General features: G+C 39.6%; 23 protein-coding genes. 10 read left to right on the top strand and 13 right to left on the bottom strand.

Going from position 1 to position 21,004, the window contains the following annotated elements:
- Positions 1-22 precede the first annotated feature (22 nt).
- Positions 23-1,750, top strand: a complete 1,728-nt coding sequence (locus CD001_RS09210; protein WP_096187216.1) for a CocE/NonD family hydrolase — start codon at positions 23-25, stop codon at positions 1,748-1,750.
- A gap of 303 nt (positions 1,751-2,053) precedes the next feature.
- On the opposite strand, the gene CD001_RS09205 is transcribed toward CD001_RS09210, so the two are convergent.
- From CD001_RS09205 to CD001_RS09195, 3 genes are all read right to left on the bottom strand, one after another.
- The gene (locus tag CD001_RS09205) at positions 2,054-3,010 is read right to left on the bottom strand and encodes an NAD(P)H-dependent flavin oxidoreductase (protein ID WP_096187215.1); all 957 of its coding nucleotides are present in this window, start codon (positions 3,008-3,010) and stop codon (positions 2,054-2,056) included.
- 93 nt (positions 3,011-3,103) lie between these two features.
- On the bottom strand, positions 3,104-4,837 hold the full coding sequence (locus CD001_RS09200) for a DEAD/DEAH box helicase (protein ID WP_096187214.1): 1,734 nt from the start codon (positions 4,835-4,837) through the stop codon (positions 3,104-3,106).
- 78 nt (positions 4,838-4,915) lie between these two features.
- Entirely contained in the window at positions 4,916-5,623 is a 708-nt protein-coding gene (locus tag CD001_RS09195) for a hypothetical protein (protein ID WP_096187213.1), read from the bottom strand.
- A gap of 282 nt (positions 5,624-5,905) precedes the next feature.
- On the opposite strand from CD001_RS09195, the gene CD001_RS09190 reads away from it, so the two are divergent.
- Together CD001_RS09190 and CD001_RS09185 are read left to right on the top strand one after the other, a co-directional pair.
- Entirely contained in the window at positions 5,906-6,457 is a 552-nt protein-coding gene (locus CD001_RS09190) for a DJ-1/PfpI family protein (RefSeq protein WP_179298678.1), read from the top strand.
- A gap of 184 nt (positions 6,458-6,641) precedes the next feature.
- Positions 6,642-7,103, top strand: coding sequence for a VOC family protein (locus CD001_RS09185; protein ID WP_096187211.1), 462 nt, complete (start codon positions 6,642-6,644; stop codon positions 7,101-7,103).
- Between the two features lie 274 nt (positions 7,104-7,377).
- On the opposite strand, the gene CD001_RS09180 is transcribed toward CD001_RS09185, so the two are convergent.
- The 3 genes from CD001_RS09180 to CD001_RS09170 are packed head-to-tail and all read right to left on the bottom strand — an operon-like array spanning position 7,378 to position 8,949.
- Positions 7,378-7,818, bottom strand: coding sequence for a VOC family protein (locus CD001_RS09180; protein ID WP_096187210.1), 441 nt, complete (start codon positions 7,816-7,818; stop codon positions 7,378-7,380).
- A 46-nt stretch (positions 7,819-7,864) separates the two neighbouring features.
- Positions 7,865-8,362 (bottom strand): DinB family protein, encoded by a 498-nt coding sequence (locus tag CD001_RS09175; RefSeq protein ID WP_096187209.1) that lies wholly within the window; start codon positions 8,360-8,362, stop codon positions 7,865-7,867.
- A complete protein-coding gene (locus CD001_RS09170) occupies positions 8,362-8,949 on the bottom strand; it encodes an alpha/beta hydrolase (protein WP_257009971.1) in 588 nt (195 codons plus the stop codon). Before CD001_RS09170 ends, CD001_RS09175 begins: the two co-directional genes overlap by 1 nt.
- Before the next feature lie 171 nt (positions 8,950-9,120).
- Here CD001_RS09170 and CD001_RS09165 point away from each other — a divergent pair, with 171 nt between their 5' ends.
- Both CD001_RS09165 and CD001_RS09160 read left to right on the top strand, forming a co-directional pair.
- The gene (locus CD001_RS09165) at positions 9,121-9,588 is read left to right on the top strand and encodes a GNAT family N-acetyltransferase (protein WP_096187208.1); all 468 of its coding nucleotides are present in this window, start codon (positions 9,121-9,123) and stop codon (positions 9,586-9,588) included.
- Positions 9,589-10,073: 485 nt separating this feature from the next.
- Positions 10,074-10,550, top strand: coding sequence for a GNAT family N-acetyltransferase (locus CD001_RS09160; RefSeq protein ID WP_096187207.1), 477 nt, complete (start codon positions 10,074-10,076; stop codon positions 10,548-10,550).
- A gap of 340 nt (positions 10,551-10,890) precedes the next feature.
- Here the strand turns inward: CD001_RS09160 and CD001_RS09155 are convergent, their stop codons facing one another.
- Entirely contained in the window at positions 10,891-11,793 is a 903-nt protein-coding gene (locus tag CD001_RS09155; protein WP_096187206.1) for a S41 family peptidase, read from the bottom strand.
- 12 nt (positions 11,794-11,805) lie between these two features.
- Positions 11,806-12,612, bottom strand: coding sequence for a helix-turn-helix transcriptional regulator (locus tag CD001_RS09150; protein ID WP_096187205.1), 807 nt, complete (start codon positions 12,610-12,612; stop codon positions 11,806-11,808).
- A gap of 363 nt (positions 12,613-12,975) precedes the next feature.
- Here CD001_RS09150 and CD001_RS09145 point away from each other — a divergent pair, with 363 nt between their 5' ends.
- Positions 12,976-13,800, top strand: a complete 825-nt coding sequence (locus CD001_RS09145; protein WP_096187204.1) for a hypothetical protein — start codon at positions 12,976-12,978, stop codon at positions 13,798-13,800.
- Between the two features lie 161 nt (positions 13,801-13,961).
- On the opposite strand, the gene CD001_RS09140 is transcribed toward CD001_RS09145, so the two are convergent.
- Positions 13,962-14,189, bottom strand: coding sequence for a VOC family protein (locus CD001_RS09140; protein WP_096187203.1), 228 nt, complete (start codon positions 14,187-14,189; stop codon positions 13,962-13,964).
- Positions 14,190-14,369: 180 nt separating this feature from the next.
- Between CD001_RS09140 and CD001_RS09135 the strand changes: the two genes are divergently transcribed.
- Complete coding sequence (locus tag CD001_RS09135) at positions 14,370-15,905, top strand: MFS transporter (protein ID WP_218839247.1); 1,536 nt, start codon at positions 14,370-14,372, stop codon at positions 15,903-15,905.
- Between the two features lie 49 nt (positions 15,906-15,954).
- Positions 15,955-16,341, top strand: a complete 387-nt coding sequence (locus CD001_RS09130) for a MerR family transcriptional regulator (RefSeq protein ID WP_096187202.1) — start codon at positions 15,955-15,957, stop codon at positions 16,339-16,341.
- A 148-nt stretch (positions 16,342-16,489) separates the two neighbouring features.
- Here the strand turns inward: CD001_RS09130 and CD001_RS09125 are convergent, their stop codons facing one another.
- From CD001_RS09125 to CD001_RS09115, 3 genes are all read right to left on the bottom strand, one after another.
- Positions 16,490-17,050 (bottom strand): GNAT family N-acetyltransferase, encoded by a 561-nt coding sequence (locus tag CD001_RS09125; RefSeq protein ID WP_096187201.1) that lies wholly within the window; start codon positions 17,048-17,050, stop codon positions 16,490-16,492.
- Between the two features lie 20 nt (positions 17,051-17,070).
- Entirely contained in the window at positions 17,071-17,706 is a 636-nt protein-coding gene (locus tag CD001_RS09120) for a FusB/FusC family EF-G-binding protein (protein ID WP_096187200.1), read from the bottom strand.
- Between the two features lie 171 nt (positions 17,707-17,877).
- Positions 17,878-18,141, bottom strand: a complete 264-nt coding sequence (locus CD001_RS09115; RefSeq protein WP_096187199.1) for a CD3324 family protein — start codon at positions 18,139-18,141, stop codon at positions 17,878-17,880.
- A gap of 337 nt (positions 18,142-18,478) precedes the next feature.
- On the opposite strand from CD001_RS09115, the gene CD001_RS09110 reads away from it, so the two are divergent.
- Positions 18,479-18,985: a type 1 glutamine amidotransferase domain-containing protein gene (locus CD001_RS09110; protein ID WP_096190538.1), complete on the top strand. Its 507-nt coding sequence runs from the start codon at positions 18,479-18,481 to the stop codon at positions 18,983-18,985.
- A gap of 182 nt (positions 18,986-19,167) precedes the next feature.
- On the opposite strand, the gene CD001_RS09105 is transcribed toward CD001_RS09110, so the two are convergent.
- Positions 19,168-19,545: a winged helix-turn-helix transcriptional regulator gene (locus CD001_RS09105; protein WP_096187198.1), complete on the bottom strand. Its 378-nt coding sequence runs from the start codon at positions 19,543-19,545 to the stop codon at positions 19,168-19,170.
- 376 nt (positions 19,546-19,921) lie between these two features.
- On the opposite strand from CD001_RS09105, the gene guaC reads away from it, so the two are divergent.
- Positions 19,922-20,905 carry a GMP reductase gene (guaC, locus tag CD001_RS09100; RefSeq protein WP_096187197.1) on the top strand — a complete coding sequence of 328 codons (984 nt, stop codon included), beginning with the start codon at positions 19,922-19,924 and terminating at the stop codon, positions 20,903-20,905.
- Positions 20,906-21,004: the final 99 nt, after the last annotated feature.

The raw sequence follows: 21,004 nt of genomic DNA, 5'->3' as shown, positions 1-21,004 counted from the left end.
GTAAAAAAGTGAGGTGTAGAGGATGAGCGAAAACATCCTAATTGAAAGAAATGTGACGTGCGAGCTGCGTGACGGGACAAAGCTGAAAGCTAATGTTTACCGTCCTGATCGTGAAGGGCGCTTTCCAGTCTTGTTGAACCGCCTTCCATACAATAAAGATTTACCCCCTTTTTCTCACGGGTATATTGATCCAACGCGACTCGCATTAAACGGTTACGTCGTCATTATTCAAGATGTGCGCGGGCGCTATTCATCAGAAGGAGAGTTTAACCCTTTTCACCAAGAACGGGAGGACGGTTATGATGCTGTCGAATGGGCAGCAAAACTTCCGTACAGCAATGGAAAAGTCGGCATGTTCGGCTTATCTTACTATGGTTTTACGCAATTATTTGCTGCAATGGAACGTCCTCCATCGTTAAAAGTAATTGCACCAGCGTTTACGGGCAACAATTTACAACAAGACATCGCCAAACGAAACGGCGCATTAGAGCTTGGGATGATTCAATCATGGATTCTCGGTTCGATCGCGACTGATTACTTGTCACGTAAACAAGATCAGTCTCAATTTGAGAAAACGCAAGTTGAGATTATCGATGATTTAGATCAAGTTTTTGAATGGCACAACTATAAACCGGTAAAAGATTGGCCGCCACTCATGAAGCATAAAGACATTCAGCATTTATATGAAACTTTTCTATCATCTGCTTCTGAAGAAGATGAAAACATCGATGAGGAAGTAGACATCGATTTACCTGGGTTTCATTTGGCAGGCTGGTATGATTGCTTTTTAGGACCGACCATTAATAATTACCTTTCTTTAAAAAAGAAAAATGACAATCAGAAGCTTATAATCGGACCGTGGGGGCACGGCAGTCATAACCCGTATTTCGGAGAGCGATATTTCGGCTTAAAAAGTTCCGGAGACTTGATCGACGGAAAAGACGATATTACGTCTCTTCATATCAAATGGTTTGACTATTGGTTAAAAGACAAAAAAAATGTTGCTTTTGATAATGAAGATCCAATTCGCATTTTTATTATGGGGATTAATAAGTGGCGCTCTGAAAAAGAGTGGCCGCTCGCGAGAACTGAATATACAAAACTGTATTTACATAGTGATGGCAAAGCAAATGTTGGGACTGAACATGGGATGCTTCGTTTTGAGCAGCCAGATCAAGATGAGCCTCATGACCAATATGTATACGATCCCGACGATCCCGTACCGACAGTCGGTGGTCCGACTTTATTTTACCGCGGGGTGAACACCGGTCCTCTCGCCCAAAATGACATCGAGCAGCGCAATGATGTGCTTGTATATTCAACAGATCCTCTTGAAGAACCGCTTGAAGTGACAGGACCTGTTAAAGTGTTTTTGTACGCAAAATCTGACGCACCCGACACTGATTTTACTGTAAAACTTACAGATGTATTGCCAGACGGGAAGTCGATTAATGTTACGGAAGGTATCGTGCGCGCAAAATACCGGCACGGAAAAGCTACTCCATTAGCGGAGCCAATAAACGGCGAGGTCATCTTGTATGAGATTGATTTGTGGGCAACGAGCATCGTATTCCTCAAAGGTCATTCGCTTGGGATCAGCATTACTTCGAGTAATTTCCCGATGTATGATATCAATCCAAATACAGGGAAATCCTTACTAGACAGTACTGAAACGCAAAAAGCGAATCAGCAAATCTATCATGACCAAAATTACGCATCGTACGTGCTGCTACCGGTTATTCATATGTGAATTTTAAGCAATACTTATGTGAGTTTATCCAAAATTAACCAGGTGCCTGGCACCTGGTTAATTTTGGATATTACAAAGGGCTGGTTTAGGCCAATTAGTGCTTGCTGTCTTTTGGGTAGTTTAGAATAATTCTAGTTAGCGGATAAACCCTTGTTTTTCACGGATAAGACGAATTTTTTACCGGATAAACTGATATTTTCGCGGATAAATCAATATTTTTACCGGATAAACCGGAAATTTCGCGGATAAACATACAATGTTCACAAATAGACAGCGCAGAAACTCAGATTTAAACTCTTTTTTCTAGCTCCAGCGTGCTCGAATGTTCTCTCCTTCTGCAATCATTCGAGTAATGAGCTCATTTACGGTTGGAATGTCATGAATTCGGCCAACTACTTGACCTGCATAGCCAAACCCTTCGCTTTCGACACCTTCGTAAATGAATTTTTTGTTTGCTTTACCGCTAATATAGTCTTTTAATGCTTCATAAGTCGGCGTTGTTTTTTCGAGTTCGAGAATCTTTTCGGTTAGTTCATTTTTTAATGTTCTCGCAGGTGCACCGAGTGAGCGTTTGATCACCACTGTATCCATTTCACTTGCTTCGACGATCTTTTGTTTATATGAGTCGTGAGCGTGGATACATTCTTTCGTCGCAATAAACCGTGTTCCGATTTCAACCCCTTCTGCCCCTAAGGAGAGCGCTGCCATCATTGACTTTCCGTCACCGATCCCTCCGGCTGCGACGACAGGAATTTGAACGGAATCAATCACTTGCGGAATTAACACGAGTGTGCCAGTATCTCCTCTGCCTAAATGCCCGCCGCCTTCTTGACCGACAACCATGACAGCATCTGCTCCTAACTCCTCGGCTTTTTCTGCTTGTCTTCGTGCAGCGACTAAGACAATTTTCTTCGTATCTACTCCTTCGAGCTGATCAAAAACAGGCTTTGGATTCCCGCCTGTTACGGTGATGACCGGTACTTCTTCTTCAATCGCAACTTTTAACATATGTTCAAACGGTCTTCCATGCTGGCCGATTGCATAGTTAACACCGAATGGGTTGCTCGTTTTTTCTTTTACTTTTTTAATTTCTGCTCGAAGTTCATCAGGTGTCGATAACGACATCGCGGTAATTTGTCCTAAGCCGCCTGCGTTCGAAACGGCAGACGCTAAATCAGAATATGCCAAATATGCGAGTCCGCCTTGAATGATCGGGTATTTAATATTTAATAGCTTCGTTAACCTTGTTGACCAGTTCATCTGACGACATACCTCCTTTAAATACGAGATTTAGAGTACTTCGGCAAAGAGATTCTATATTCCTTTTAAAAAATGAGTCCGAAAATCACACTATCATTCGCTGCTGCTTACTTCTACTTGATGCCAAAAATGCTGGAACCGTGCATAAGCAAGTGGTTTTCCGAGACGGTGGAGATTGTCGGCAAAATCGATGATCGTACAATATTCCGTTCCGCCAAACCTAGGTCCTCGAAGTCCTCGTCCGACGATTTGCTCGTATAACACGACACTTGTTGTCGGCCGGCAAATGACGATGTATTCTGTCTTCGGGGCATCGAATCCTGTCGTGAGTACACCATAGTTAAACAAAAATTCAACCTCACCATTTTTAAAAGCGTCAATATAAATGCGTCTCGTCGCTTTCGGTGTTTCTGCCGAAATCGCTGCAGCCTTTCTGCCGAGGGCATTCATAACAGTGGCAAGGTATTCAGCATGTTTCACTGTACAAGCGTAAACGAGTGTTTGGCTGCGAGCCGGAATCTCTTGCAGCCGTTTCATAATTTGCACATTACGCCATTCGTCGTTAGCTAGTTCATCTAGTAGCTCCGCATTTATGATATCTTCTGTCACTTCTACATCTTGCTCATTAACAGCGTATTCACGGCCTGAATCGTAAATAATATGCTTCGGCTTTGCTAAAAAACCTTGTTCGCGAAAATACTGTAGTGGATCTTGTTCATAAACGGGATCTTCAGTCAGTTCCGGCTGTAATAAATGGGCTTCAAATCGGTTAACGAGTTTGCCCGTTTCACCGTCACTTCTTCCCGGTGTTGCCGTTAAGCCGCATATCGGGAAGAGTTTTGGACCGCAAATGTCCGCTGCTTTCGTCAGTAATTCGTGATAGGTCTTTGCTGCCGCATGGTGTGCTTCATCGATAATCATCGCACCACAATCACGGATGATTTCTGTAAGGACTGGGTCGTCATTTTTCAGTCTCGAATTTAGCTGTTGAATGCTCGCAACGACTGCACCACCCATGAGCTGCTCTTCAGCAATCTCATTTCCTGCAAAATATCGATAAATTCTCAATGATTCAGGGTAATCTTTTTCCTGCCACATATCTGTTATACAAGTAATTGCTTGTTCACATAACTCTTCACTTTGGGCAATCCAAATGAAATATTTACCACGATTAAATCGGCTATGCATCCACTCGATGAAGCTTTCTACAGCAACTCTTGTTTTCCCGCCGCCAGTAGGAAGCGTAACAATACAGCGTGTGTACTCCCCTTCTAATGCGAGCACGTTAAACATTTGCTCCTTAAGTTTTCGTTGGAAGTCAACGAGAGGTGGAACCTTTTTTCGAGGTTCAATGTCAACGACTGCGCTTGATGATGCGGTTTTCGGTAAGGAAACGCCAGCGAAGACCGCTGGAAAACCGAGTGTTCTCATGAAATCACGCGGCCATCTGCTTCCGATCGTCCATCTCTTATTTGCGAGCGGGGTGACCATGTACGCAGGTGAAGTAAGCGTCTTATTTGCAACTGGGTTGCGAGAGTATATGGCAACCAAATCTTCTTCCGGTAACTGTTTTAACAAATAGCTTCTTAGCTCTCTTACTTCGGCGTTGCTTCCGGAAAAGAGCTCAGCTCCTTTTTCTACAATGAGCATTTTCGCCAGCTGTTGCATGTCAATCTTTTCTTTATCTAACGACTGAAGCAATCGGTTTAACCGCGTATAATTTTCTTTGCCAAATAAGTTTTTAATGATTCGATCTGGAACTTTATAGGTTGTATGTAATCGTTCCAAGCATAGGTGTATGTCTTCGGCTGATGGGAACGTCTTCATGCTTCTTAACTCCAATTCTATATTGTCATTCTTTTATTCTATCATTTCGTGAAAAATGTTTGGCTTCCATTTTCTCATCTAATCGGCAGAGTCTTTTACAGACAAGATCACGTCCCCATAAAGTTCGCCATCTAATTCGACTTCATACCTCCATAAACCGCCTATTGGCAATTCAAAGTTCGCAGTAAATCGTTCCAAACTCGAATAACCAGAACTAGGTTCGGTAACCTTTCTAGGTGACACGGCGATGACACGCTCTTCTGTTTCCTCATGATACGCATAAATAGCTAATTCTTTTCCTTCATACGTTTCGAAAGGTTCGCTAAAATGAAAAAGGTAGCCGAAAGATTCGCCAGCTCTCAACCCTGGATCCGGAGATACACGAAATAGCAGTTCATCATTTTCCACATAATTCGGTCGCCCGATAAACCAATCTTCATAATACTGATAGAGATCATCTAATTCGGTTCGATCTGTCTCATCTTTACTTTCAGAAAATAATGCGTGTAAAGCAACTTCAAGGTATTCGTGTAATTCATCTGCATATTCTACTAACATTAAATTGTGATTTTCAAAGTTCCGATCTACTTGATGAGATTCAAGAAGTTGAATATCGGCTTTTAACTGTAAGTTTTCTTTTTGTAGCTGCTCATTTTCTTCTAATAACTCTTCAATTGTGCGATCTTCTGTTCCATCGACCGTCTTTTCCACAGGATCGCGAAAAACAATAGAAACAGCGATGACAATGAGCGCGATCATTGAAAAACTAACGATTTTTTTCGTCATCCTTACGCCTCCTATCCGCCTTGGATTCACTATCACTTCAACATTGTGCCTTTTTATTCCTGCTTCACGAAAATCCACAACCGAGAATAAAAAATAGAAAACTTATCGTCGTTATATGTTTAGCTTTTCTTTAAATGAGCACAAAAAAAGGGATCTCTTCGTTTGCAACGAATCGCTTCCCCTAAGATCATTATATCATGATTTGACAAGAAAATTAAGACTATTTTTCCAATATTTGTGTGTGTACAATTGTGATTAACTTTCATAATGAGGAGTGATCGTTTGAAGAAATTTGCTATGATCGTTTATGACAATTGTGCCATTTGGCAAGTGACATTACTGCAAAAGTTTTTAAAAGATAAAGGCTGGGAGATGGACATTCTTTCCGTTGATGGATCAAGCGTCGTCACCGATGGTGGTATGGTAATCCAAGTTGATAAGCCTGTCGGTAATGCTGATTCGAAAAAATACGAGCTTCTCCTGCTGCCTGGTGGTCAGATGACAGATGTTTTAGTAGAAAACGAACAATTAAAAGCATGCATCTCTCATTTTGAAGGAATGATTGCAGCGAGCTGCGCTTCGGCTGTTTTACTTGCGTCTGCTGGACGTATTCAAGGAAATTATACGACGATGCCTCAAATCAAAGATCATTATTCACATTATTTTCAGCACGGAACGTATGAAGACAGCGATGTTTGCCTATACGAAAACATCATTACGAGTAAAGGGTTTGCTCATTATGAATTTATGATGGCCGTTTTAAATAAACTCGAATTAATAAAAAGGGATCCTAAACTCAAAGTCATTGCTCGAAAGTTGGCGAGGAATAAGTAGTTCATTAAACTGTATAGTACTTCTTGGAGCGTTTCTATTCGTTGAAACGCTTTTTTACTCGTTTTTCATTAAATTCCGCGCAAAATCAATAACCTCCTTCTAAAGTCGTAGATCACTTCAGACAATTCACGCAGGCAAAGTCCCTACCTGGCAGTGTATTCTAAACAAAAGGAGGTTTTTTACAATGATTGAAGGTTTATTTGAAGCACATTTACCGGTAAAAAATTTAGAAAAATCGATTGCTTTTTATGAAAAATTAGGTTTGAAATTTTTTTTAAGAGATGGGGATACTGCTTTCCTGTGGATTGAAGAAGGAAAAAGCTGGGTAGGGTTATGGGCAGGAGAAGAATATAAAACTCCGTACCACCCGTCATTAAGACACATCGCTTTCCGTGTTTCTTATGAAAACTTGAAGAATTCATTGCGATGGCTCCGTCAGTTAGATGTCGAAATCGTCCCGTTTGGCAGCAGAACATCGATTGAGCCTTTCGTTCGACCATACCAGCAAAATGCTTCTGTTTACTTTCTCGATCCGGATGGAAACAGTTTAGAATTGATGTGTTATATAGATATACCGGACGAGATGAGCAAAATGACTGAAAAGCTTTCCTTTGAAGAGTTAGAAACGCTGCTCCATCAAAAGTAAACGATAAGCTACCATTTCATTTACGTCGAATGAAATGGTTTTCTTCTGTGGTTTGCCATTGTGTTTTTGTGGTGTTGTGTTGTTGCGGTGTTAAATTAGAATGATTCTAGTTAGCGGATAAAACGTTATTTTTCATGAATAAAACAATTTTTTTACAGGATAAAACGTTATTTTCGCGGATGAATTAGCTTTTTTACAGGATAAACTCAAATTTTCGCGGATAAATAGAAAAACACCAGTTCACATCAAGTGAAATGGTGCTTCAGCAGCTTCATTATTCAACATTTTCTGTAGAAACGTGCCATGTGACGTCAAATTTATCTGTAACTTGACCGTAAGATGGACTAAAATGTGTTTCTTGAAGCGGCTTGACTACTTTGCCACCATCCTCTAACTTTGCAAATACTTCTTTTGCCTTTTCTACATCTGTCACCGAAACGGCTACAGTTACATGATTGCCGGTTTCGTAAGGTTGCTGTTCCGGATGCGGTCCTGGAAACGTATCAGAGATCATGAGGTCAGTGTCTCCTACTTTTAAATGAGCATGGACGAGACGATTTTTCGCCTCTTCAGGTATGGAAAACTCTGGACTTTCAGGTAAATCTCCAAACGTTTGGACATGAATAACTTTCGCCTCTAGAACATTTTCATAAAATGCAACCGCTTCCTGACCATTTCCATCTGTAATGACATACGGGGTAACTCCTTTAATCATCATACACACCTCTTTTTTATATTTTCATTAAAACAATTACACACATTTAGTCAAATGAGTCTTCATCGGCACTTGGACCATAAATAGCAGGTACTGGCAGATCAAGTAGGCGCAAGTAGACAGTGAGTTGTCCTCGATGATGGTACCAATGGTTTAACATAATCGAACGGACCATCAACATTCTTGGAGCCGACATGATCGTTTCATTCCCTTTCGTCATTTTCCACTCTGCCATTAGATCCTCATTGCTCCATGTGGACAGCCACTTTTTAGCCATTTCTTCACTATTGTCAAGGGTTGTAAGTATTTCATATAGAGAAGTAGCTTCTCGTAGTGGTACTGAAGGGATTTCCCTGCTTAGTTCGCTGAAAAAGTTTGATAGCTCTCCTGGAATGATGGCAATGTGCATGGCGAGTTGACCAAGCGACATCGACTTCTGGTGCGGTGTCCAAGACAATTTGTCCTCCGGAACCCGCTTAAGTATCCGGCGTGTTGAAGCGATTTCTTCCGTAAACTCTTTCATTAAAAAGTTCGCCAAAGACATTAAAATCCCTCCTGATCGTTTTTCGAAGGTGACTTCTGAACATCTGCGATAAGACGAGGTAAGCCTTCATGAAAATAATGGTCATCACCTTCTAGGACACGGGCATGCGCATGGCTGAAATGCTTTTTGTAGTGCTCCATATGTGTGAATGGAACGATCGGATCATCCTTGCTATGATATAAAACTAGATTATTTATTGACGGCAGCGTAGAAGGAAAGCCTTCCGGCAGCGTAAACTCATCATTTTGCCAATTGTCATCACTTCCCCAAAAAGGAGCTGCGATTAGAAATAAGCCTGCAATCGTGATGTCGATCTCTTCCTCGCATAAAAACTTCAATAAAACAGACCCGCCTAAAGAATGTCCAATCAACATCACATCGTTTTTTATCAAAGAGAACTCTTCTTTTAGCTGCTCTTGCCAGCTTGTGCATTGAGGGTTTTCAGGTTCAGGCATTCGCGGACATAACACGTGATACTCCTCACCTAAAGATGATTTTATAAATGCTGCTAAGCCGCTGCTTCCTTGCCCACTTTTTTGCGAACCAGCACTATGTATGAATAACAATTGCTTTTTCAATTTATTCACTCCTAACGATGTTAAGATGTTATGCAATGAACATTGTAGCATCGCATTCATCGTTTCATTTCTTATCAATTGCTCTTTTGCGAAAAATTTTGACGCTTCGCATGTCATAGAGCCCACGCTTATGGAATTTAATGTTAAACTAAAATGGAGAATTTATGAGAAGGTGATACGATGATCCGACCATATACACGAAAGGATGCAAATTATATCATTCACTCACACTATGAACTGTACAATCGGGAGTTCCATTATGATTTATCTTTCCGCGATTTTATTGCCAAAAGCGTAGACGGTTTTATAAAAAGAGACGATGGACGTGAAAACATTTGGATAATAGAGATTGAAGGAAAACGTTCAGGATCAATCAGTATAAAAAAAGTAAATGATCATACTGCACAATTAGGATTGTTTCTCATTGAACCTTCTGTCCGAGGGACTGGTTACGGAAGACAGTTGATCGAAACCGCCCTTCAATTTTGCAAGAAAGCTTGCTATAAAAGAGTCATTCTTTGGACAAACCGTGAATTAACTACAGCTAGACGAATCTATGAGAATCATGGTTTTAAACGAATGGAGTCTCGTAAACAGTTGCTATCAAACAAGGAACTTATCGAAGAACGATGGGAGTTATCGTTTTAAAATAATGATTGATAGGGTTGGCTAATGGAGGATCGAATCAGAAACGAAAGAATCATATAGACATTGAACTCATTCAAACTCAAGTCGATGTTCATTCTTCTGTTGCATGATCGATTCGCATTGACGATGATCGTATTTCAGGTGAAAACAAATCTGTTTGGATCGAAATCGAACAGATAAAACATTTTATAACTGAACTTACTCAATTAGACATGACACGTACAGGAGCAGCTCGTTTACAACCGCTACATATGGGCGAATTTGATTTAAGTATCGAAGATCGAAGCCGTTGACTCGTGGGAACATTTGTTATTGTCGTACGAGCTGACAAAAAGGACATATATTCATCGGAGGAGTCAAACTCTCGTTTTAGCTGGTGGGTTTGAAATTGAACCAGCAACGATTAAACAGGTTAAAAAAATGTTTACAGCTTTCCTTCCATCTTAACTACATTTTTCCGTCAAAATTATAACTGGAGGTTCATCATGAACGATATGGACAGAATTACTTTACAGCATTATCAGCCACATTATTTGGAAGAGCTAAAATCCTTTGAGTTGCCGAAAAACCAAGAACAATTTACTGCAATGCCTAGCGATATATTACATGTAAAACCGGGACAACATCCTATTGTCATCTTAAATGAAAATCACGTTGTTGGCTTTTTCTTATTACACAATAGTGAGCGTGTGAAAGAGTACTCTAGTAACTCACAGGCGATGTTGTTAACTGCTTTATCAATTAATCATCGGGAGCAAGGAAAGGCCTATGCTCTGAAAGGGATGAACGCCTTGCGAAGCTTTGTCACCGAAGAGTTCCCTCAATGTAATGAAATTGTGCTAGCAGTTAACTATAAAAACGTCGCTGCTCAAAAGCTATATGCGAAAGTTGGCTTTATAGATACTGGCAGAAGAAAAACAGGCCTAATTGGCGAGCAGTATATTATGAGTTTGTCACTATGACCTTGCTTAAAAGCTCGCAAAACGGTAAAGTAACGACTCGACAAAGCCGTTACTTTGCCACAATATCTTCTTCTTTTAACCGACTTAACCGGAAAGCTTCTTCCTTATGATCAAAACGGGCCATATAGGTGACCTTATTCTCAGTGATTCTCATAAACGTATAAACGATTGCCGTTCCTTTTATGTTACCGCGACCAAGCACCTTCTTGTTCTAGTACGATGTTGGGCCCACTCGCATATTGACGAATTGTAACTAATTTCAGTTTCGCACGATCTAACCAATCAATTGATGACTATTTAAGGTTTAAAGATATCCACCTTCTCTAAACCTTTTCTTGGATTATGATTGACTTTTTATGTGCTCGTAAATCCGCTCGAATACATTGACGTCTTTACAAGGGAGGTCTGGGATGACTCCTTTTCCTTCCCAATTCGTTCCTGTCGCCTCTATAATTGGTGTACCAGTAGAAATCGAGATTCTCAGCTTATCACTTAATGCAAAATATGTATTTCGATTCGCTGCCCCAGCGGACGTCCCTCCAACTATGACTGCTTTTTTGTTTGCCTGCAGCACATAGGCAAAATATTCTGCTGCAGAAGCTGTCTTCTCGTTAACGATAATATAAAGTTGATGATTCAACCGTCTTTTCCCTACGACGAAAGGGTGGGTAAAGGTTTGAAACGATGTCATTTCTTTTTCCTTAAAAACTGTCGTTGATAGCAGCTTAGGCTCGTCTGGGAAAAAATAACTTGAGACGTACTCAGCTAAACCACCATAGCCACCTCCGTTATTTCGAACGTCGATAACAGTTGCTGCCGCATTCTCAATTAATTTCATCGCTGCATTCGCTGTATCGATCCCACGGTCAGGATTCATAAATTGGCTTATTCTTAAATAGCCAACATTTCCATCCATCACTTTTACTTCTATAAAACCAAAGTTTTCGTTCCGTTCATCTTCCTTTTCCTTCTTCATCCACTCATCAACACGTTCTTTACCAATTGTCTCCTTCTCTTGAATAGCCTTCACATATAAATGTTTATCTTCACTTATTTCGACTAAATCAGTCGTTAATGCTTTTGCCAAAGCATCGTCGTTTGAACAGTTTCCATATGTCCCTTGATCCATTTTCCCCTTCATTCTGTCAATGATTTCAGCCTTTTTTTCCTGAAAAACATAATGTTCATCTATGAGAGCAATCGCTTTCTGAATGATTTCTTTATGTTTACTTTCTGTTTGCATACGTCTTCCTCCTTATTTTTTCTCAAAAGTGGACGGGTATTTTCGCATTCTATTAAGGAAGTTATTCATTAAAAGTGGCAGAGAGATTAATATTGGCGGATCATCTAATCGTGGTGGGTGGAGCATCACATGCTGATGAGCGACCGGAGTAAACGGTTTAACAACAATCGGGTCTTTTATTCGTCCGCGCAACGTTGAATTCGGGAGTAACAGTTCATTAGACTTCATCCCCCAAGATACCGAGGTAACCATGAGATAATAGGTGCCTGTTTTAACATTCGAGAAACAAAAATCACCGAATGCGGGGAGCAGTGTTCCGTATAAAGGGAGTCCTTCTGGAATAGGCTTGGCAAATAACCCTACGAGAATCACTCCTTGTAATGGCAATTCTGAGTCTATCGTTCCGTTAACATTCGGATTGTGATTCAATGTATGATTGTCCTCTTGCCAACGATGAAGCTGCTTTAACGATTGTAAATGGCTGTCGGCCTCGCCCCTTGAATTTCGAAACTGTGCAGGTGTCATACCAACTCTTTCAGTAAAGCGCGTCGTAAATGTTCCTAAGCTTTGCTGTCCTATCTCCATACCGATATCCCGAATGCTCAAATTTGTGCTCAATAACAAATCCTTTGCTTTCTGCAGCCTTACAGAGGAAACATAATAGAGCGGCGAGATCCCAATTTTCTTTTTAAATATACGCGAAAAGTGGTAGGGGCTGTAAGCGACGTAGCTAGCTAATTCATCAAGAGACAGTGGCTCATAAATGTTTTGATGGATGTATTCAATAGCCTTTTCTATTTCAATATGCTTGTCTTCCACTGACATGTTCCCCTTTCAACCTCGGCGTTAAAAGCCAGCTTTTCGATCCCTTCTATTCGTCACTTAATTATAACACTATTGAGAATTTAATGACATTTCATCTATCCAGCTCATTGCTTATTTAATTATTCGAGTATTCCAAACGAAGTGTAGCATGAATAGATGTCACTCGTGTCCTCTCTGTGAGAGCGCAGGAAGATTTGAAAGACGATTACTTTTTCAGTGACTTCGTATTATTCAGAGAAGTTTATAAGTGCTTGCAGCTACTATAGATTGAATATATTTTCGGGATTCGTAAAAGATTAAATAGTACTGAAGATTGTTACTTGAGTTAGCAGAGGTAATAAGAAAAGGGGAAAATGAATGAGAAATTCCACACCATATTTTTTGTTAATCATCACAAATACCTTTTTATTAGGATTTACACTCATAAGAAAAAAAGATAGCAAACTCTTTTCACTTTTTCTATCGATGGCAGGATTAGCCTTTCTTTTCGAGTATATCGTCCTTGTATTATTTAAAAGTTATCGTTACTATCCAAAGATATTAAAAAATTCTTATTTTGATAATATTTTTGGTGCAAATGTATCTCAATTATATGCTGTACCTACAGTAGCTGTCTTTTGGACCGCATACCAATTAAAGTTTAAATGGGGAATATTATTCACACTTATTTTTGTCACTATTGAAAAGATATTTTTAAAATTGGGGATCTATAAACATGGATGGTGGAGGTTATGGCTGACCGGAGGATCTATTCCGATATTCTTTTTAATTACTAAGATGTGGTTTCGTTTAATGCAACAATCCCACTCAAAATTTTTTCATATCGCCATGCTATACTTAAATATAGTAACTATATTCTTAACACAAAGATTTTATTTAACGGCCTTCTTTCATACACATTACTTTAAAACTGGTATGTTGAAGGGAGCAGGAAAGGATCATATCGTCTATGTTACTCCATACAACTTAATCATATCTGGATTAATGACTTCTTTAATATGGTCAAAGAATTTTTTTATACAGGCAATAGGGATTCTTTTCATGTATGTCATTGAGTCGCAATTATACAAAAGAGGAATTTTACAAATATCGAAAAATTGGTCACTATTAAAATTTATGATTGTCAATATTTCGACGTTGGTACTTGGTTCTGCCATGTTGAAAACGATATCCAATAAATAAGGAACCGAGAGTTGAACTTCATCGATGGATCGTACGCTGCTTCGACGCATAAAAGGGATGTCCTCAAAGTTGGAACATCCCTAAGTTGCCCATTCTGTATCTATAACCGGTTCGTTGCCACCTTCCCCCTCTGTTTTTTAAATAAGGTTAATAGAAATTGATTATTTTCTTTTCATTGATTTTAGTTGGTCTACATTAATCAATTCCGTTTTATTTATTTCCTCAATCGTATTCTGTAAGCTCTCAGTATCTCGCATCACATTTGTAAGCTCAGTCGTTATAAGTTGCCACCAAATTCCATATTTATCCATAAGCCAAGCACTTGCTTCTCGGTAAAACCCATCGCCATCCTTTGAGAGCTCCTGCCAGAGGCTTAACTGGTAAAACAATTAATTCAGCTCTAGTCTTTCGGCTAGGGCTTTTTACTGTTTCACCACACAGCAAAAAGTTCAGATGGGTTGTAGTATTTTTTTCTTGACTTTGACACTAATGTCAAAGTTTATGATTTGATAAGCGAATAAAATTTGTGGTTAAGACAAATCACAACATGATATGAGGAGGAAACAAACATGATGAATAAAGACTCCAAAGCCGGACGGCGAGAATGGTTCGGCTTGTTTGCAATATTACTACCAACGTTAGTGGTGACGATGGATATCAGTATACTGTTTCTGGCCATCCCCCACTTGAGTGTAGCGCTTGAAGCAAGTAGCATACAAATACTGTGGATTACAGACATATATGGGTTCATGATTGCTGGATTTTTGCTTGTGATGGGCTCTCTTGGTGATCGATTTGGATCTAGAAGACTTTTAATGATAGGTGCAGGAGCGTTTAGCGCGGTTTCTGTTGTGGCCGCATTCTCTACGAGTCCAGAAATGCTGATCATTGCACGTGCGATATTAGGAATCGCTGGTGCTACACTCATGCCTGCTACACTTTCTTTAATCAGTGTGATGTTTGTCCATTCCAAACAAAGGTCACTCGCTATAGGGATTTGGGTGACAACGATGTCTGTCGGTATTTCCATCGGTCCCCTTGTAGGAGGGCTATTGCTAGAGAACTTTTGGTGGGGATCCGTATTTCTTGTAAGCGTGCCTTTTATGGGTTTATTACTTGTGACGGCCCCATTGTTCATTCCCAAACATCAAGGTATTCAATCTGGAAGCATTGATTTCTTGAGTGTCATTTTGTCCCTCACCTCCATGCTTCTTATTGTTTACGGCTTTAAGAGTATACCAGTGTATGGCTTTGAGTGGCAACTGATTGTATCCATCATCATGGGTTTGTTCATCGGGACCCTTTTTATACGTCGTCAACGAAATCTTAAAGATCCGCTGGTTGATGTGAAGTTGTTCAAGGGTCTTGCATTTTGTGCAGCATTCGTGTTGTTGTTATTTGGCATGATTGCGATAAATGGTATGGAGTATCTCTTTCCACAATTTCTACAAATGGTGAGTGGTTTATCTCCATTTCAAGCTGGACTATGGACCATTCCTGGAGCGATGGCTGTTATTGTTGGATCAATGGTTGCCCCAATCTTATCACGTCGAATATCACCCGCATATGTTGTAGGGAGTGGTATGGTGATTGCGGCCATTGGATTTTCTCTGATGTCTCTCGTAGAAAGTTCGTCTAGTTTTTTTATTTTGGTTGTGGGTCTTGTCATTGCACAACTAGGTATTGCACCTATTTTAGTACTGGGTACTGATTTAGTCGTCGGTTCAGCGCCGTCAAACAAGTCCGGTTCTACCTCGGCCATAGCTGAAATTAGTGGTGAGCTTGGAATTGCACTTGGGATCGCTATAATGGGAAGTATCAGCAGTGCTGTATATCGTCAGAGAATCATGGCTTCCAATACAGAATCCCCGGGGGATTACCAAGACTCACTCAGTGGGGCGTTGGCTTTGGCAGATCAGGTGCCCGAGGAAATGTTAGTCATGGCTCGTGAGGCATTTACTCATGGCTTTAATGTTGCAGCGATTGTCAGTTCCGTATTATGCCTATTCCTTGCCATTCTTTCGGTTGTCATGCTTCGTCATGTTAAACCAACTTCTGATGTAGAGGGACATGAGGAATTTGAAGTTAAGAAACGGTCAATTTGAATGAGATGAGGAAATAGGATAATGGGTAATGAAAAGGGGGTGTGCCCAATTGAAAATAAGTCAATTGTCTAAAATGACAAATGTCAGTACCCGATCAATCAGATATTACGATAAGAAAGGTTTAATTACTTCACACCGGCTTCAGAACGGTTATCGTGACTTTGATGAATCTGTCATTGAGCGTATTCAAACCATTCAATTATATCTAAATTTAGGATTAACAATTGATCAAATCGATGTCATTATAAATTGTGATGCTGATTATCCTCAACAAGAAATGTATGGTATCTGCGAAGAAGTACTTGAAGCATATGAAGAGAAGTTGGAGGAAGTCAGCCATCAAATCAATACATTGGCCACTGTGAAACAACGACTTGAAGATCAAATTGAGGACATCAAGCGAAAACGAAAGAAAATTGCGTTTGTTGATGAGTGATGTGATCCTAACACTACCGGTAGCTTTGTGGAGCTCATAGATAGAAATTATTTCAATGCTATAAATAATAAACGTAAAAAGCACCTTGCGTACAGGTGCTTTTTTATAGACTTCCTTCGATTATTTGCCACTCGATACAATATCAAGCTTATTGCCTATCCCTCACAAACTCATTGCGCAATACTCCCATGATGATGGAATCATGATATTCACCGTTGTAGAAAAGGGTTTCTCTAATTCTTCCTTCTTGCTGAAACCCTAGTTTTTTATAAGCTTTAATGGCTCTTTCATTAAAAGCAAAGACGTCTAAGCCAATTCGATTTAAGTTTAACATGTCAAAGCCATATTCGAGTAAGAGCGACAGCGCTTCTGTACCATAGCCATTTCCAAAATAAGTTGGGTCAAATATCGATATTCTTACGACTGCATGTTGATTTTGATGATCAATGTCCATCATCGCAAGGTCGCCGATAGGTTCATTTGTTTCCTGTAAACAAATAAGCAGATCAATTCTGCTAGAATCTACAGCAGCATTCTCATAAAATTGCTGAACTTTCGTATAAGTAAAAACAGCCTTCGTTCCCGTCAATCTACGTCCTTCTTTTTCCCACAATGTATGGTGATAAATAAGGTCAATGTCGTCCTGTTCTATCGGCCGTAAAAAAACTCGTTTGCTTTCTAAAAATTTAATCGCTTCAACATCTTTCATTGATTTTCAGGCCTCCTTCTTTACCTTTTTAGCCGTTCAACAAATGTATAAAGCTTATCGAGTGACATGAGGTTTTCATTACAAAATTGACTGTCATTGCAAATGTAATTGCCTCTTTTCATCATTGAGCCTTGGATTCTTCCTTTCTTTTCAGCGAGAAACATGCCAAGATCACCATACTGATTACATAACGAACATATCCCTTTTTGGTTTGATCGCGTAAACGATCCTTTTATCCCGATTAACTTGTCGTCGCGCCTCATCACGATGTATTTCTCTAACGTTCCTTTATCGATCCAGCTTAAATATGAAATATCCCTCATGTCGACCTCCTCGAATGAAGGAACTTTTAACTTCTTCACTTTCGGAAACAGTCTTATGATTTGCTTGTCTGTAACATTGAATGGAATCACATACGACTTTATTTGAGCTAAAAAAATGTCAGCTTTTTCTTTATCCTCAATTTCTGTAATCGGCTCCATTAACTCATTTTGTTCTACATTCAAATGAGGCCATTCATGTTTTACATTCTCACTTACAATTGACTTCAAAGCTTTTCGGACATCATTGTCATGAGAATTTGCATAACCGTTTACGAGCTTCTTTACTTGGAATCGAATAAAGTGATATTGACTTGGCGAGATGAAAGGTTCCATCTGATTCACCTCCGTATTTCTTATTTTAATAGGCACCTCGCTATTGCTAAAATGGAAAGAATGATTATAAATCAAACTTTCCATAAAAATTCGACAAGTGCCAGGCACTTGTCGAAAAATCTTTAATAAGCACCGAACTCCCTTTAAATTGGTAGCCCGGTGCAACGTTTGTTACTTCTTATAAACTATTTTTTTTATCGTATCAATCGAAAGGTAATATTCCTTTGCTAACTCGTCGATTGACATTCCCGTTGTAAATTTATGTTTAATCTCGGAATTCCGGTTCGCAATGAACGCTCTTGTACCAGAACGTGCTCCCCATTTTTCATAGGTCGATTTTTGCTTCGGAATGTAGATCGATTCTCCTTGAACATATTTCTGAATTTCATTAATTAATTCTTGCGGTAATACCGCAGATGCTTTTACATGACTCACGTTAGCCAGCCCCTTATCTTTATTTTTTAAAAATAAGGTGCAAAGCCTGTTATCAGTTTTCGTAAAAGCGAAACTAGGCGATGATATGATTTTCTTTCCTCATGCAAAGTATCGCCTCACTAATAATAGGCTTTGCATGAGAAGCTGCAATATCTGACAATTTCATTGCCACTGTCATCACCTCCTATCATCTATTATAGACCATTCCATTTTAGTAAGTAACCTTTAGGTAACTACCGCTAATAAAAGTGCGTTCTTTACAGCAATGATATGTTTTCCTAAAATAAAAAGGGAAAGCAAGCATGTTAAATCCCATAATGAAAGGATAGGATCCATGATGAGTAAAAAAATTGCTGTTCTTGTTACGAACATGGTCGAGGAAATTGAATTAACTGATCCGGTCGAAAAATATCATGAAGCTGGTCACACAGTCGATCTTATTGGACAAGAATCGGGTGAAGAAATTACAGGTAAAAATGGAGATACGTTTAAGATTGATAAAGGGATCGCAGAAGTAAAGGCAGATGATTATGATGCGCTTTTAGTACCTGGCGGCTTCTCCCCTGATTTGTTGCGTATTGATGAGCGTAACGCAGCATTCGCTCGGTCCTTTATTCAAAATAAAAAACCTGTCTTTGCGATTTGTCACGGGCCACAATTCCTTATCGATACCGACCTTTTAAAAGGAGTCGATATCACTGGATTTACTTCGATTCGCAAAGACCTTATCAACGCTGGAGCAAACTTCAAAGACGAAGAAGTTGTTGTAGACGGAAACATCGTCACAAGCCGTACTCCAGACGATCTTCCTGCATTTAACCGTGAATCATTGAAGCTACTTTAATAGCTAAAAATATGCCGTGGTAAAGATAATTCTTGCCACGGCTTTTTATAAAATAATATAAAAAATTATGGACAATCGTATAAAGGAAACGAAAGCTTTCACCATTAAGGCTTGTCCGAAGAGGTTCTGTGTAAACTGAATTCACTTCCTGAGAACTTCTTTAACGACATGCCAAGATTAGTTTATTTAAGTACCCCTTCCTCCTTAAGCTGTTCAATCCGATTTTTCCCCCATTCATACATCATCTCTACGATCGGTAATAACGTATAACCTAGTTCGGTCATCGAATATTCTACTTTCGGCGGCATCTCTGGGTACACTTTTCGGCTAACAATTCCGTCGTCTATTAACTCTTTCAGCTGATTGGAGAGTGTTTTATGAGAGACGTGTTTAAAAAGCCGCTGCATGTCATTGAATCGATGCGGCCCTTCTACGCCTAAGTGCCATAAGATCACAACCTTCCACTTTCCACTTAATATCGAAAGTGTCAGCTCCTTTTCACAATGGTAGTCACCATTAAGCAGCTTTTCACGAATTTCTTCACGTAATGTATCGCCCATACGCAAACCTCCTTTTCAAAAATCAATTTGTTGATTAATAACATAAACGATCCTTTGTGTGCGCAGGATCACGGTTCATTTAGATTAGATTCTGTTTCCTATCGAGTTCATGTATATAGACAGCATTCTTTTGTCCAACTTCAACAAACGGCCTTTTTAGTTGTTTATCCCATTTACCTTAAACATAATCCAAGTTTAATTCAAATATCTTGCCCGTATAAAAATATTAAAATAAAGAACAATATTCACGTTTATACTCATGTCACGATCTTCACAAAAATCTTTGACATCTTGATTAAATTCGTGTAAATTACTCTATGTACGAACATTTTATTTTTAAAACGTATATAACATTCGGTTTTTAGGAGTGAGAGTCATGGAAAATGTATTTGATTATGAAGATATTCAATTGATTCCCGCAAAATGTGTAGTAAACAGCCGTTCTGAGTGTGATACATCTATCAGCTTAGGCGGACGTACATTTAAATTGCCTGTCGTACCTGCAAACATGCAGACAATTATAGATGAAAAAATTGCAATCACCTTAGCAGAAGGTGGCTATTTCTATGTTATGCACCGTTTTGAACCAGAAAAACGAATCGATTTTATTAAAGATATGAATTCACGAGGCTTATACGCATCGATAAGTGTCGGTGTAAAAGATGAGGAATATGAATTCGTCCGACAATTGAAAGAGGAACACCTTTCACCTGAATACATTACGATCGACATCGCACACGGTCATTCCAATGCTGTGATCGAGATGATTCAGCATATTAAGAAATACTTGCCTGAAAGCTTTGTCATCGCTGGCAACGTTGGAACACCTGAAGCAGTAAGAGAATTAGAGAACGCTGGTGCAGATGCAACAAAAGTCGGTATCGGTCCAGGGAAAGTGTGTATTACAAAAATCAAAACTGGCTTTGGAACTGGCGGCTGGCAATTGGCTGCACTTCGCTGGTGTGCAAAGGCTGCAACGAAACCCATTATTGCTGACGGAGGAATCCGTACCCACGGAGATGTCGCGAAGTCCATTCGCTTTGGCGCAACAATGGTTATGATCGGTTCATTATTTGCTGGCCACGAAGAATCTCCTGGGGAAACAGTTGAAAAAGACGGAAAGCTCTATAAAGAATACTTCGGCTCCGCTTCTGAGTTCCAAAAAGGTGAAAAGAAGAACGTTGAAGGAAAGAAAATGTACGTGGAGCATAAAGGCTCTTTAAAAGATACGCTCATCGAAATGGAGCAAGATCTGCAATCTGCTATTTCATATGCCGGAGGAAACAAGCTCGATTCTATTCGTCACGTTGACTATGTCGTTGTGAAAAGCTCAATTTTTAACGGTGACCGCGTCTATTAAAAGCTTTCCTAGTCAAGAATGCCTCTTCCGTAGTGGAGAGGCATTTTTTGCTTTTCTTATATAAGAGTGAGAGGATTTGTCCTGTGGAAATTTTGGTTT

Source organism: Evansella halocellulosilytica (genome assembly GCF_002335745.1).
Classification (GTDB): Bacteria; Bacillota; Bacilli; order Bacillales; family Salisediminibacteriaceae; genus Bacillus_CA; species Bacillus_CA halocellulosilytica.
The sequence above is the reverse complement of the archived record's forward strand: the minus strand, read 5'-3'. Positions and strand labels throughout refer to the sequence as shown.

Bases quoted from the DNA above. Each gene is read 5' to 3' on its own strand.
- CD001_RS09200 (WP_096187214.1), bottom strand. From the start codon at position 4,837: ATGAAGACGTTCCCATCAGCCGAAGACATACACCTATGCTTGGAACGA.
- CD001_RS09135 (WP_218839247.1), top strand. From the start codon at position 14,370: ATGATGAATAAAGACTCCAAAGCCGGACGGCGAGAATGGTTCGGCTTG.
- CD001_RS09125 (WP_096187201.1), bottom strand. From the start codon at position 17,050: ATGAAAGATGTTGAAGCGATTAAATTTTTAGAAAGCAAACGAGTTTTT.
- CD001_RS09180 (WP_096187210.1), bottom strand. From the start codon at position 7,818: ATGATTAAAGGAGTTACCCCGTATGTCATTACAGATGGAAATGGTCAG.
- CD001_RS09120 (WP_096187200.1), bottom strand. From the start codon at position 17,706: ATGGAACCTTTCATCTCGCCAAGTCAATATCACTTTATTCGATTCCAA.
- CD001_RS09110 (WP_096190538.1), top strand. From the start codon at position 18,479: ATGAGTAAAAAAATTGCTGTTCTTGTTACGAACATGGTCGAGGAAATT.
- CD001_RS09105 (WP_096187198.1), bottom strand. From the start codon at position 19,545: ATGGGCGATACATTACGTGAAGAAATTCGTGAAAAGCTGCTTAATGGT.
- CD001_RS09185 (WP_096187211.1), top strand. From the start codon at position 6,642: ATGATTGAAGGTTTATTTGAAGCACATTTACCGGTAAAAAATTTAGAA.
- guaC (WP_096187197.1), top strand. From the start codon at position 19,922: ATGGAAAATGTATTTGATTATGAAGATATTCAATTGATTCCCGCAAAA.
- CD001_RS09175 (WP_096187209.1), bottom strand. From the start codon at position 8,362: ATGTCTTTGGCGAACTTTTTAATGAAAGAGTTTACGGAAGAAATCGCT.
- CD001_RS09165 (WP_096187208.1), top strand. From the start codon at position 9,121: ATGATCCGACCATATACACGAAAGGATGCAAATTATATCATTCACTCA.
- CD001_RS09195 (WP_096187213.1), bottom strand. From the start codon at position 5,623: ATGACGAAAAAAATCGTTAGTTTTTCAATGATCGCGCTCATTGTCATC.
- CD001_RS09160 (WP_096187207.1), top strand. From the start codon at position 10,074: ATGAACGATATGGACAGAATTACTTTACAGCATTATCAGCCACATTAT.
- CD001_RS09145 (WP_096187204.1), top strand. From the start codon at position 12,976: ATGAGAAATTCCACACCATATTTTTTGTTAATCATCACAAATACCTTT.
- CD001_RS09210 (WP_096187216.1), top strand. From the start codon at position 23: ATGAGCGAAAACATCCTAATTGAAAGAAATGTGACGTGCGAGCTGCGT.
- CD001_RS09155 (WP_096187206.1), bottom strand. From the start codon at position 11,793: ATGCAAACAGAAAGTAAACATAAAGAAATCATTCAGAAAGCGATTGCT.
- CD001_RS09205 (WP_096187215.1), bottom strand. From the start codon at position 3,010: ATGAACTGGTCAACAAGGTTAACGAAGCTATTAAATATTAAATACCCG.